This window comes from Syntrophotalea carbinolica DSM 2380 (assembly GCF_000012885.1).
Taxonomy (GTDB): domain Bacteria; phylum Desulfobacterota; class Desulfuromonadia; order Desulfuromonadales; family Syntrophotaleaceae; genus Syntrophotalea; species Syntrophotalea carbinolica.
This window is the reverse complement of the sequence record NC_007498.2, coordinates 683,200-695,535: the sequence shown is the minus strand read 5'-3', so window position 1 is coordinate 695,535 and position 12,336 is coordinate 683,200. Positions and strand designations below refer to the sequence as shown.

General features: G+C 56.2%; 10 protein-coding genes. 7 read left to right on the top strand and 3 right to left on the bottom strand.

Annotated elements, in window-relative coordinates; all coding sequences use genetic code 11:
- Positions 1-54: 54 nt before the first annotated feature.
- On the bottom strand, positions 55-1,353 hold the full coding sequence (locus tag PCAR_RS03600) for a DEAD/DEAH box helicase (protein WP_011340272.1): 1,299 nt from the start codon (positions 1,351-1,353) through the stop codon (positions 55-57).
- 313 nt (positions 1,354-1,666) lie between these two features.
- On the opposite strand from PCAR_RS03600, the gene PCAR_RS03590 reads away from it, so the two are divergent.
- Positions 1,667-3,703 carry a sensor domain-containing diguanylate cyclase gene (locus PCAR_RS03590; protein WP_011340271.1) on the top strand — a complete coding sequence of 679 codons (2,037 nt, stop codon included), beginning with the start codon at positions 1,667-1,669 and terminating at the stop codon, positions 3,701-3,703.
- Between the two features lie 339 nt (positions 3,704-4,042).
- Positions 4,043-4,423: a hypothetical protein gene (locus PCAR_RS03585; protein WP_041531240.1), complete on the top strand. Its 381-nt coding sequence runs from the start codon at positions 4,043-4,045 to the stop codon at positions 4,421-4,423.
- 859 nt (positions 4,424-5,282) lie between these two features.
- On the opposite strand, the gene PCAR_RS03575 is transcribed toward PCAR_RS03585, so the two are convergent.
- Positions 5,283-5,756, bottom strand: coding sequence for a chemotaxis protein CheX (locus PCAR_RS03575; protein ID WP_011340265.1), 474 nt, complete (start codon positions 5,754-5,756; stop codon positions 5,283-5,285).
- Positions 5,757-6,178: 422 nt separating this feature from the next.
- Here PCAR_RS03575 and PCAR_RS03570 point away from each other — a divergent pair, with 422 nt between their 5' ends.
- The 4 genes from PCAR_RS03570 to PCAR_RS03555 all read left to right on the top strand — a co-directional run bounded on the left by PCAR_RS03570 (position 6,179) and on the right by PCAR_RS03555 (position 9,493).
- On the top strand, positions 6,179-6,442 hold the full coding sequence (locus PCAR_RS03570) for a DUF3795 domain-containing protein (protein ID WP_011340264.1): 264 nt from the start codon (positions 6,179-6,181) through the stop codon (positions 6,440-6,442).
- 27 nt (positions 6,443-6,469) lie between these two features.
- Positions 6,470-8,179 (top strand): DUF2339 domain-containing protein, encoded by a 1,710-nt coding sequence (locus tag PCAR_RS03565; RefSeq protein ID WP_011340263.1) that lies wholly within the window; start codon positions 6,470-6,472, stop codon positions 8,177-8,179.
- Between the two features lie 246 nt (positions 8,180-8,425).
- A complete protein-coding gene (locus PCAR_RS03560) occupies positions 8,426-8,929 on the top strand; it encodes a DUF1847 domain-containing protein (RefSeq protein ID WP_011340262.1) in 504 nt (167 codons plus the stop codon).
- A 162-nt stretch (positions 8,930-9,091) separates the two neighbouring features.
- Positions 9,092-9,493 (top strand): hypothetical protein, encoded by a 402-nt coding sequence (locus PCAR_RS03555; protein ID WP_011340261.1) that lies wholly within the window; start codon positions 9,092-9,094, stop codon positions 9,491-9,493.
- A gap of 55 nt (positions 9,494-9,548) precedes the next feature.
- On the opposite strand, the gene PCAR_RS03550 is transcribed toward PCAR_RS03555, so the two are convergent.
- The gene (locus tag PCAR_RS03550) at positions 9,549-10,334 is read right to left on the bottom strand and encodes an AsmA family protein (RefSeq protein WP_011340260.1); all 786 of its coding nucleotides are present in this window, start codon (positions 10,332-10,334) and stop codon (positions 9,549-9,551) included.
- A 415-nt stretch (positions 10,335-10,749) separates the two neighbouring features.
- On the opposite strand from PCAR_RS03550, the gene PCAR_RS03540 reads away from it, so the two are divergent.
- The gene (locus PCAR_RS03540; protein WP_011340259.1) at positions 10,750-12,324 is read left to right on the top strand and encodes a bifunctional ADP-dependent NAD(P)H-hydrate dehydratase/NAD(P)H-hydrate epimerase; all 1,575 of its coding nucleotides are present in this window, start codon (positions 10,750-10,752) and stop codon (positions 12,322-12,324) included.
- Positions 12,325-12,336 lie beyond the last annotated feature (12 nt).

The following is a 12,336-nucleotide window of genomic DNA, read 5'->3' as shown; positions in this document are numbered from 1 at the left end:
CTGTCTCCAACCGGTCCTTTTTATGTTTCTATCCAAACGCTTGTTGCGCCTGCCTTACCTTTCCGTAGTCCGCCCTTTTGCAGAGGAACTCCGAGCATTGGCTGCACCGGCAGGCTGGCGACGCCTTTGACCGCCGCCACGGCCGGCCGCAGGTTTCGACGAACGGGTGGTGCGCGGTGAACGCCTGGAAGCATTCCCCCGGCCAGCTCTGTCGGTTCGCGGGGGAGCGGGGGTGTTGTAATCAAAGCCTTCGATGGTGCGTCGCTCCAGAGAAGCATCGAGCACCTTTTCGATAGCCCTGACCATGGCGTTATCCTCTCCGGTGACCAAGGTGAACGCTTCCCCCTTGCGCGAAGCCCTGCCGGTACGACCGATGCGATGCACATAGGCCTCGGCCGTATCCGGTATGTCGTAGTTGATCACATGGGAAACCTGGGACACATCGATACCGCGGGCCGCAATATCCGTCGCCACCAATATTTCGTACTTGCCATCCCTGAATCCCGTCAAGGCTTCCTGACGGCGGGCCTGGGACAGATTCCCCTGCAACGACGTGGCCTGGTAACCGGCCTTCCCGAGTTGCAGTCCCAGCCGTTTGGCCCGATGCTTGGTACGGGTAAAAACCAGCACCGAGCGGCTATCGACCGCCGAAAGCAACTCCAGCAACATGGCCGTCTTTTGATGTTGAGCTACCGGATACAGCGCATGGCTTACGGTTTCAGCCGGCGTCGTGTTCCCGACCTGAACCGTCATCGGGCTGGTCAGAACTTCGCCGGATAAACGGCGGATTGCAGCGGGCATGGTGGCGGAAAACAGCAGCGTCTGACGCTGCGCGGGTACATGTCGCAGAATCTGCCGCACCGCCGGGAAGAATCCCATATCAAACATTTGATCGGCTTCGTCCAGTACCAGAACCTCGATGTTTGAGAGATCGATGGTTTTCTGGCCGATATGGTCGATCAAACGGCCCGGGCAGGCCACGACAATATCAACGCCCCGCTTCAGGCCGGCAATTTGCGGCCGGATATTCACGCCGCCATAAACCGTCATGCTGCGTAATCCGGTATGCCGTCCCAGTTCGCCGATAGCCTGGTGAATCTGTTCGGCCAGTTCGCGCGTCGGCGCCACCACCAAGGCCCGCAAGCGCCCCCTGGGGCCGTCGATCAGACGTTGCAGAATCGGCAAAGCAAAAGCTGCCGTCTTGCCGGTGCCGGTCTGGGCCAGGCCCATGACGTCGCGCCCGTCAATAACCGAGGGGATGGCCTGTGCCTGTATCGGTGTAGGTGTAACATAACCCGCGGCGACAATACCTTTGGCGACCTGCGGGTGAAAATTGAAACTGTTGAATTCCATAGTGTCCTTTTAATACCGTATAAAATAAAAAGCCCCGGATGCATTCCGGGGCCTACGATGGGTTTCGTTGTGTTGCATGGAAAGCGACTTTGAGTCGCTCAATATAACAGCCTGCAGACCTTGCAGTCAATGATATTTTCAGAATGGACCGCATCGGGAACCGCTCGGCACCGCCCCGGGACAAAAAAGGGATGATTCCCGCCGATGCCGTATGCTATGCTCCACAGGATGTTATCGACAAGGTTATCGGGTACTGCCGCCTTGTACGTGGAAATACCGGTTTCATAATATTTCCGTCTTTCAGAGGTCATGCATGAACAAAAGGAATGCCTTTTCCGTGCGTTGGTATCACAGTCTGCTGTTTCGAACGCCCCTTCTGTTCCTTTTGCTCCTTGCGGTACTGGTGCTCAGCCTTACCATCATCATGGACACCGTTGGCCGCCCTCGCCTGGAAGAACAATCCTTTCGCATGGCGAACCAGGTGGGCAATACCATGGTGGCGCAACTGGGCGAGCGACTGGCCGTCGCCGAAACCCTGGCCCGCGCGCTGGCAACCACCGGTGCAACCCTGCCCCTCAAAACGGAAGACCACCTGCAAATCATCCCTCGCCTGATCGATGAACTCGGACCGTCTTCCTACATTATCGGCGGTGGGGTATGGTACGACCCCTTTGCTTTCGATCCCCATCGCGAGCGGGCCAGTTTTTTCTGGGGTCGCAATGCCTCGGGAGTTCTCGAATTCGTAGCGGACTACAACGATCCGAAAGGCCCCGGATACCACCACGAGGAATGGTATGTACCCGGACGTTTCTTGAAACCCGGATCGATATTCTGGTCCAAGTCCTATGTGGACCCGCACACCTTCGTCCCCATGGTTACCTGCACCGCCCCCATCTACAGGCACGACCGGTTCGTCGGCGTGGTCACCGTCGACCTCAAACTCGCCGGTCTGGAAGCTTTTTTCGATGCTCAGGCAAAAAAAATGGGGGGATACGCCTTTGCTGTGGACCGCAACGGAAAATTTCTGTCGTTTCCGGATGTCGCCCTCACCCGCATCAGCAACCAGAACAGATTCGGCCGCAAAGATATCGAGTATATTCTGGCCCGCGACCTGGCCGACAAACGGCCTCTCTTTGCGCCCCTGGCCGACGCCCTGGACAGCATCAGCAACGATCTTCTGCAAAAAGCCAAACAGTCCGCTCGCTATGACCGGCAGGTCGCCGAAGTCATCGCCCGGGACACGTCCGAGATATCTGCCGCGGAGGCGGACCTCATTGCGGCGGTACTGCAGAACACAACCCTCCATAGCAACGAGGGGCAGATACTGCTCAAGCATTTCACAACGCCCGGGGACCTGCTGCTCCAGGAACCCTGCAGCGTTGCCATTTTCCATGTCCCCAACACCTACTGGAACATCGTCACCGTGACACCGGTCAGCCATGCCATGTCCGCCGCCACGGCTATTTATCATGCCGTGCTGGCAGCCCTGATTGTCTGTGTCTCGGCAGCGGTTATCGGTGCTTTTCTGACACTGAACAACATGATGATGCGCCCTTTGGCCCGCATCACCCATCAATTGAAAAATGCCGTCGATATCAATGCCGAGGAAATGCTCTGCCTGGATGACAGCTTTCGCAACGAATTCGGCACCTTCGCTTACTGGTTCAATGTTCGAACCCGCAAACTGGCCGATGCCCTGGAGCAGCTGCGCATCATTCGTGGGGAATTGGAACAACGGGTGGCTGAACGCACGGAAACATTGGCGCACACCAACACCAAGCTGGAACTGGAAGTACAGCAACGCCGACGGGCCCAGCAATTCCTGCGAAGACTGGCCATGCTTGATCCCTTGACCGACATGGCCAATCGCCGCAGCTTCGATGCCTCGCTGCCGTCTTTCTGGCAGCGTGCCAAACAGAAAAAAAAGCCATTGGCAATGCTCCTGGTCGACATGGACAAGTTCAAACAGTTCAACAACGCTTACGGCTACCAGGCCGGCGATCAGTGCCTCAAAAAAATCGCCAATACGATGGCGGAGTGTACCCAGGGCGACGAGGTGCGTATCGCCCGTTTCGGCGGCGAACAGTTTGCCGTCATATTGCCCGACAGCGACGCCGAAGTGGCGCAGGCCGTTGCGGAAAAGATCCGCAGGCAGGTCGAAGCGCTGCAGATCCCTCACAGCGGCGAAGGTATCAGCGGTGTCGTTACCGTCAGTGTCGGCGTAGCCAGCTTGCTTCCCACCAAAGACACCCACTACGAGCACCTGATTGCCAAAACCAACCAGGCTCTGTATCAAGCCAAAAGCAATGGTCGCAACCAGGTAGCCGTCGACAGCCACATGCCCGGTTGAAAACTCAGGCCCGGCCATGACCCCGGGCTTCTGCCGGGCTGGCGTGCGCCGCTGGTATAATGCGTTTCAGACTGTCCCATTTTTAAATCCCTGCCTCGGAATAGTGCAAACCTCAAGACAAAAGATCCTGCCCGACCAGCCCTTATGCCGGCCCTCAAAAAAACTATCCGGACTCTACGCCTCTTCATAAGCCATTGTATTCATAAGCCTTTGCCATAATCACCGCCTTTCTGCCGCAGCTCTCCCCGATGTTTGGCAACAAACTGGCCCCAGTTTTGCGATAGTGACGATCAACCGTAACAATGTCTCGAACACCCAAACCAATCACCGAGTAACATCATGGCTCATACCGGATGGCAAATATCTACCCTGCAGGATCCCGAGATCATTCAACTGCAGATATACGGCCCTTTCTCTGAACAGAATACGATAAGCGCACTGTTGGAAACGCTGTCTTTCGCGCAGGCTCACAATATCGACAAAGTCCTCATCGATAAGCGAAAAACAACGGCGCTTCCGATGCACGATTCAGAAGACCCATTGGGCACCCTGGCCTATCAGTTTTTTTCCGGACACTCGAAAAGGACGGCCCTGTTGTTTTCCGAGCAACACCGAAGTAGTGCCTCCGTTATGTCCATGATGCAAAGCCAGACGATACAAACCGGCCGGCTGCACTGTTTTTTTGACCGGGATCACGCCCTCCATTGGCTGGCGGAATAACAATCACGCCGTCTTCTCTCCGTGCTCAGCCCTCCTTCCAGTGGCACCACCTGTGACCCACAGGCATTGCCTATCCCCGGTCACCCGGGCAGGCCGCGTTACAGCGCACCATTGGCCGCAGCGGGCATGCCCTACGTATCTGAAAGTGTGCGGTTTGCCCCAACAATGCTGACATGTAGGGGCGTTTGCCACACCTGTGGCGTGCAGGCAAAGCGCTACGTATCCGCCCGCAATACAAATCTTTAACCGGAACGGCCCATCACCTCCCGGCAATTCCCGCCATAATTCGTCTTTAAGAAAATTCCCATCAAACCTCTTCCACTTGGCACAATGGTTGCGAAAACATAGAGACAGCAGTCGACATCCGATATTTGCCCGATAGGCATTCGCACCAAGGCTGGCATGAAGCCCAACGTAAATCCGTGCCGCCGGCACCCCGGTTATCAAATAAACTCTTTTTCATTGCAGGCAACGATCTGCTTTGCAGCGGGCGAAATATCATTTCCTGCCCCACACCATGCAAAAGGTTCCGACATTGTCCACACTGAGCCAGGCCAAACATTTATGCCCTCTGGTCAAGGAAGAGCACACGGAGTGCTATTTCATGAAAATGACCAGCAGCGACATTCAAAAAACCGTGCTCTATTGCATCGATAATTTCGAATCCTGTGAAATTTTCAAACGCTTCGCCGCCATCCGGCAGGAAGCTTGACCCAAACATGCTAAAACAAAACCCCGCATTCGAAAATGCGGGGTTTTATTGCAAGGTCTTCGTCTTTGCATAAGCGATTGCTGCAAAACGGTATTGCCACCACACTCCTGCCGGTGCGACGACCCTGTTTCAAACATAAGAAAAGCCTCAACGACCGAACAAGCTGCCGGAGTCTTTGACCTGTACCTCAACGATAAAGCGCCCTGCGGCCAATTCAAACACCACACCGGCACGTTCAAAACGTCCTGTGGCCTCGCAACTGTATCCCTTCCCGCGCACCACCGACGGTATCGCCAAAGCGATATCCCGGGTATTTTCCGGCATCAGATATTTTATTCCGCCGGCGACCATATTCGCCAGTTCACCCACAGCATCTTTAACATCATCGTCCACCGCGGACAATTCCATTCCCAGAAAGGCATTGGTGATAGCAATTGCGGCCTGGTCGGGCAAATGAATCAACAACGTTCCCTGGAGATCGCCGGCCAGCCCTATCATTCCCGATAGCATGGAGCCTTGCATGGGCTCCGGATCGACTCCGTCGAGGCTTTTAATATCGAGGAACACCATACTCGAAAAGATCTCAGCAACAACCTGCTCAATAATTTTCTTAAATTCCATCTTTGACAATACTCCTCGGATGGGTCATCGAATTTTTTTTTGACAACATTGCAGGTCGATCCGGCATCCAGACAAAACCTTTACAGGCCGAAACCCGGCAGACTGCTGTCTCATACCAAAACAGGCCATTAAAGCTTCTTTGCGCCCCAAAAACCTTGGGCCATGCCTTCCTATGCTATTCGGCTAAAAAAAATACAACCTGCGGCTTGTAGATTTAGGTTATTTCCCGCGGCAAGTCAACAGAGGATTTAGATGCGCCACGCCAGCGTTTTGCAGCTCACTTTGCGAAAAATCGATTCAGGGAAAGCTTATGAGCGGCAAATCAATCGTTGCTTTTCCTGCCATATTCCGTTAATTTTGTAGCGTTTTTTCATTCACACGAACTCAATACATAGAGTCTTTCCAAGGAAAGGGCAGTCATCATGCTAGGTTATTGTGGACGCGACTGCGAGGACTGCGAATCGTTTCATGCCGCCGCAAGCGAAAGCGACCGCTGTACCGGTTGCCGATCGGAGGGCAGCACCGCCAATATTCTTGCTGGGGATTGCGAGATTCGCTTGTGCGCTCAGCGCAACCGACAACCTATCTGTGCCATCTGCTCCGACTTTCCCTGCAACAAGCTGGATAAAATCTTCATGCAAAACCCTGCAGCCAAGGAGCGCCTGTACAAACTGCTGGCCGAATAAGCCTTCAAATCCCGGAAGGATGAGCATATGGAAAGCCTGGATCAGCGCCTGGCAAGACTGGAAGCCCGTCTTGAAAAGCTTGAGCAGCACCTCAATTTGAAGCCAACGCCGCCCGAGCCCCCCCAGGAAACGTTTTCCTTCCATCCCCCGACCAGCGGAAAAGCCGGCCAATCTGCTCCACCCTCCGGTCCTGCCACACCCCCGACGGCCCCTCCCGCCCCTGCACAAAAACCCGCACCATCACCTCAGAGTGGCATCATCACCCGACTCCTCGGACTGGGAGGCTCCCTGGCCCTGGTGCTGGCAGCGGCTTATCTGATCAAACTGGCCTACGACAGCGGCTGGCTGTCGCTCTCTCCGCAGATGCGGATCGGGCTTGCCATGCTGGGCGGACTGGCCCTTATTACGACGGGACTCTATCTGCGTAAGAAAGATCGCAGCTATGCATCGCTGCTGCCTGCCGCAGGTATCGTCATCCTGTTTCTCGCGATCTATGCGGCCCACCTTTACTACGATCTTATCGGCAGCGGCGTTGCCGGTCTCGGAGTGGTCCTAACCTGTCTTTTTTCCCTCTGGCTGTGCCACCTGTTCGATAGCAACCTGTATGCGTTGTTTGCCATCGGCGGCTCGTATGCGGCGCCCTTTTTGATCCGCAACACAACGCATCAGATTTGGCCTTTGATGCTCTATTTTTCCGCCTGGAGCGTCGTTTTCTGTATCTTCTCGCTGTTTACCGGCCGCCGTCGCCACTACCTGCTGGCCCTCTATCTCGCCATCGCGGGCTTCGATATTATCTGGCGCCGAACCGCCGGCGACCCATGGCAGGCAGCGCTTTTCTACCAGACAGCCCAGCTGGCCATCTTCGGGATTTGCGCTGCCCTGTTCACCCTTCGGCACAAACGGCCGTTGACCCGACGCAGCGCCGCACTGCACCTGCCGGCCCTGTTGATCTTCTACATCCTGCAGTACACCCTGCTGCACCGCCACTTGCCGCAACTTGCACCCTGGATAGCCCTTGCCAGCGTCATAGTGGTCGGAATCTGCTACCTGGTGCCGCGCCTGCTGCTCAAACGGGAATTACCAGGCGGACGCCTGATTCTGTTCTGCTACGGCAGTCTGGCCCTGGTTCATGCCGGCTATCTGGAATTGATGCCGCAAAACTGGCGTCCGTGGCTGGCGCTGCTGGCACTGCCTGCACTTGCCGTATGGTTCGTCACAAGCAAGCGCAACCTCTTTACCGATTGGGCCTTGCTTGCCGCCATAGGGCTCATGTGGCTGGTCAATTTTTCCCGCACCATCGGCAACGACCTGCCGGCACATGTCAGCGGCCTGCAAATCCTGCCTTTGCTGCATGCCGCGGAACTGTATGCCGGATACGCGCTGCTGCGCAAACAACACCGCATGGAGCGCGTTTTGGGTGGCGTACTGGTTTATCTTGGCCACTTCGCCGCCATGGCCGCGGCCTGGCAGATTCTGCAAAGCAGTCTTGGCGTCTCTCTGGCCTGGGGGCTGCTGGCCCTGGTCTGCCTGGGCCTGGCGTTACCCTTGCGCGACCGGATTCTGGGGCATTCCTCTTTGCTGCTGTTTGCGTTTTCCGCTCTCAAAGTTTTGTTCAACGATCTTGCCGGTGCCGCTCCGCCGGTACGCATCGGATGCCTACTGGTGGTAGGTGTCACCCTTTATGCGGGGGGATGGCTGTATCGCTACATTGAACAACTCTCCCCCCCGAAAACCTGAGAGCGGCATATCCCTGCCTGTCCGGGTTTTTTCGTCCAAACCTCCGCACCGGCCTGCCGCCCTGCCAGCCCTTCAGAGCCCCGGCCCGGCGCTACACGGCCGGGCCAGACGCCCCCCGGCACCATCCGCCGTGCCGGTTTCTCCTTGACAGGCCTTTCATAATCGCGCAAGCTTTCACTCCGATGGCGAGTGACCTTTGAGAAACATTCACCGTCACCGATATATTTCAAAAATCGGAGAAAGCTTATGCACACTGCACCTTTGGAAACACCCGCTCTAGACGAAGAACAACAACGCTGCCTGGACAGCTACAACGAATCCGATCTGCATCTGATGGCGCTTGCCGACGCCGCCAAAGGCAAAGGCTTGAACCGGATCGAGGAAATCGTGCGTTTCGCCCGCGCCGCCGGTTATTCCCGACTGGGGATCGCCCATTGTGTCGCCGTCAAGGATGCCGGGATGCGCCTCGAGGAAATGCTGGTACAGGCAGGTTTCGAGATTACACGGATCGACTGCAAAGTCTGCAAATTGCCGGCGGCGGCGGTCACTGCCAACGGCCGCGGAATCGCCTGCAATCCCATCGGCCAGGCACAGCGACTGGCAGAAGCGGACACCCAACTGAATATTTCCATGGGATTGTGCCTGGGACACGACCTGCTGTTCCACAAACATTCGCAAGCGCCCGTCACCAACCTGATCGTCAAGGATCGAACCAACGGACACCACCCCCTGCTGGCCTTGATCCCCTGAAAAACTCCGAATCGGAAAACTGCCCGATTCGGAGCCTCACGTTACAAATTTGCTGTACACGCCGGTGATAAGTTGTTGTAGGGTCCAGGGTACCGCCCGAAATAACCGGCGATGCCTTACCTCTTCGGGTGGACAATTTTTTCACCGGATACAGGAGTTACCATGCCATACATCAAAATCATCCTCTGCGCACTGCTGATGACCGGGGTCTTCGCCTTTACCGCCACGGCCGGTGAAACCTCCGGGCACAAAATATTCGGCTGTTTTGATCTGGAGTGGGAAATGACCCAGGGACAGCAGGTCAATGTTCGTTTTACCATCAACGACGAAATCCTCACCCAGTTCACCCTCGGTCGGAACGAACCCTTCCATCAGTTCTACCTGTCCTCGGAAACCAATACCGCCGAGGGACGCATGCGCATCCGATACAAACCGGCTAAAGGCAAGGCCTATCTGAAAATGGACAGTTTCAACTACCGCTGTTCCGCTCCCATGGATCGCAGTTTTTCCGGAATCCTGGCCGAATTCGACCTGCCCGCCGAGAACGTCCCCAAAAACAAATAAGAAACGGGCCTGCACCAACAGGCCCGTTTCTTATAGTACTCCATGGGGGAAAGCCTTACTTGCCCAGCAAATCCTTAAAGGATTTTTTGGCGTCTTCGATCCCCTGCGTCGTCTGTTTCTTTGCCGCATCCAACTCCCCGGCGACATCGGGGACATCGACACTCAGATCCGACAGGCTGCTTTTCAGGGCAGCCGTCATATCCGTGGAGGTCATCTGACCGTAGAGCGCGGCAAAGATTTCCTTGGCGGCCTGCGCCGGCGTCACCCCGCCCTGCTGTTGACCGATATTCTGCAGGCGAATCTCCGGTAAGGTGGCACTGATTTCTTTGCCCTTCAGCCCCTGGATGGCCAGATTCACCTTCCCCTCCCGCAGGATAAACTCTTTGACCACAAGTTTTTTACCGCTTTGCGACGAAGACTGCCCCTGCGATTCGGTGCCGCTGCCGACAGACCGCTGCACATTGCGCAATAAGGATTTGAAATTATCCCCCTTGCGACTCTTTTCAAAAATAATATGCGGAGCAACCACTTCAATCCGATCCACGATCACCGTATCCCGGGTCAGGGATTTTTCATTCAGATCAACCTTGATGGCTTTGACCGATACGGCATAAGGCGAATCAAAACCCTTCGGGTTCCCCAAAAAGAAATCCTTCAGGCTGGCACGACCGGTCAACAATGCGATATCGACATCCCCTACGCGCAAATCCGTACCCGTAATTTCGGGGCCCTTGCTATTGACCGCCTGCTTGATAATCGGGCCGATATTGGACACCCCGACAACGACAAGCACCACCAGCGCTGCCAACCCTACGCCTACTGCCACATACCACTTTTTCACGTAAGTTCTCCTTTGATAGATATTCTTGCAAAGAATTTATGAGAGATTATATAAGCAAGTTTCTTTTCAGGTCAAAAGCTTCTTATCCCGTACAACCGATAACCCGATAATAATCTGTCCGGAAAAAGGAGCCGTTCAGGGCCTTCCGTCAAAAGCTAAGTTTTGCAAAGAGCTTATTCATTTCAGGATGTTTTGACTCGGGCCCGGTGGTGGGATATTATCGGAAAGTAAAAAAACCGTTCCTGCGACAGCCGCCAGCCAATACCGTTCACAGCCTGACGGACATGAACAAAGACGCTCTTAACCAACCGAAGCCATACAAGGATCCTTTCAAACGTCTGGAACGATCCGATGCACTGCCGCATTTTCGGACTGCCGGATCGCCCGGAGACAGCGGTTACGGGGGAAACTAGCGATGAAAGTCAGCAATGTTGTTCAGATGCGCGCCATGGATCGCGCCGCCATCGACCGGTACCGGATTCCCGAAGAAATTTTGATGGAAAACGCCGGTCAGGCAGCCTTTTCCGTCCTGGGAAGAATGGGGCCCCTGGCAAATCGCACCTTCGTCATCCTCTGCGGTCTCGGCAACAACGGCGGAGACGGCTTTGTCGTGGCCCGTAAAATCCACTCGGCCGGCGGGGTGGCCAAAGTTCGGATACTCGGCGATCCGGCCCGTTTTAGCGGCGCCGCACACCTTAACCTGGAAATCCTTCGCCAGCTGCCGATGGACATCCGGCAACTCGATAATTCAGAGGGGATCTGCACGGAACTCGCCCACTGCTCCACCGTCATCGACGCCATCTTCGGCACCGGTCTTAGCCGCGGAGTCAGCGGCCTGCATCGCGAAGTAATCGAGGCTGTCAACCAGTGCGGTAAACCCGTTCTGAGTCTCGATATCCCTTCCGGCGTGCAGGGCGACACGGGGCAGATACTCGGCTGCGCCATTCGTGCAGAGCATACGGTGACTTTCGGACTGCCCAAAATCGGCAATCTGCTCTACCCGGGCTTTGCCCTGGGGGGCCAGTTGCACGTCAGCCACATCAGTTTTCCGCCGGAACTGTATCGCAGTGATGATTTGAAAATCGCCATCAATACGCCATCCCCCTTGCCGCCCCGCGACCAGACCGGGCATAAGGGCAGCTTCGGCCAGGCGCTGTTCGTTGCCGGAGCCGCCGGTTATCTTGGCGCACCCTGCTTTGCGGCCCTCGCCTACCTCAAGGCCGGTGGCGGTTACAGCCGCCTTGCGGCGCCGGCGGCCATCACCCCTTTCATCGCCATGAAGGGAAGCGAACTGGTATTTTTGCCGCAGCAGGCTACGGATTCGGGCAGCATCGCGCTGTGCAACCGCGATGCGCTGTTGCAACAGGCCAATGCCCTCGACATGACCATACTCGGTCCCGGTTTATCCCTCGATCCGCAAACTCAGCAACTGGTACGGGAGCTGACAGCAGGCATCGACCGCCCCCTGCTGCTCGACGGCGACGGCATTACCGCGATCTGTGCGAATCTGGATCTGGTACGCCAACGACAGGCTCCCACCGTACTGACCCCCCACCCGGGAGAGATGTCCCGACTGACGGGGAAAAGTGTCGCCGAGCTGGAACAAAACCGTATCGAAGCCGTCCAGCAGGCCGCTATCGATCTCAATGCCACCATCGTCTTGAAAGGTGCGCACTCCCTGATCGGCTGCCCGGACGGACGCGTCTTCATCAACCTCAGCGGCAACAGCGGCATGGCTTCGGCCGGTTCCGGGGATGTGCTCACCGGCACCATCGCCGCCATGCACGGACTCGGCCTGAATACCGAGGAAGCGGTCTGCAAAGGCGTCTTCCTGCACGGCGCCGCAGGTGATCTTGCGGCAACCGCACAGGGCGAAGACGGCATGACCGCCCAGGATATTCTTGAGCATCTCCCGCTTGCCCTTAAACATGAACGCCAGGAATGGCCGGCGGAATTTTTGCGGCGTTACGCCGGACCTTGTCCGGCATAAGGTGGCGTTGCA

Coding starts and splice junctions, on each gene's coding strand:
- PCAR_RS03560 (WP_011340262.1), top strand. CDS start 8,426: ATGCACACTGCACCTTTGGAAACACCCGCTCTAGACGAAGAACAACAA.
- PCAR_RS03540 (WP_011340259.1), top strand. CDS start 10,750: ATGAAAGTCAGCAATGTTGTTCAGATGCGCGCCATGGATCGCGCCGCC.
- PCAR_RS03585 (WP_041531240.1), top strand. CDS start 4,043: ATGGCTCATACCGGATGGCAAATATCTACCCTGCAGGATCCCGAGATC.
- PCAR_RS03575 (WP_011340265.1), bottom strand. CDS start 5,756: ATGGAATTTAAGAAAATTATTGAGCAGGTTGTTGCTGAGATCTTTTCG.
- PCAR_RS03570 (WP_011340264.1), top strand. CDS start 6,179: ATGCTAGGTTATTGTGGACGCGACTGCGAGGACTGCGAATCGTTTCAT.
- PCAR_RS03555 (WP_011340261.1), top strand. CDS start 9,092: ATGCCATACATCAAAATCATCCTCTGCGCACTGCTGATGACCGGGGTC.
- PCAR_RS03565 (WP_011340263.1), top strand. CDS start 6,470: ATGGAAAGCCTGGATCAGCGCCTGGCAAGACTGGAAGCCCGTCTTGAA.
- PCAR_RS03590 (WP_011340271.1), top strand. CDS start 1,667: ATGAACAAAAGGAATGCCTTTTCCGTGCGTTGGTATCACAGTCTGCTG.
- PCAR_RS03600 (WP_011340272.1), bottom strand. CDS start 1,353: ATGGAATTCAACAGTTTCAATTTTCACCCGCAGGTCGCCAAAGGTATT.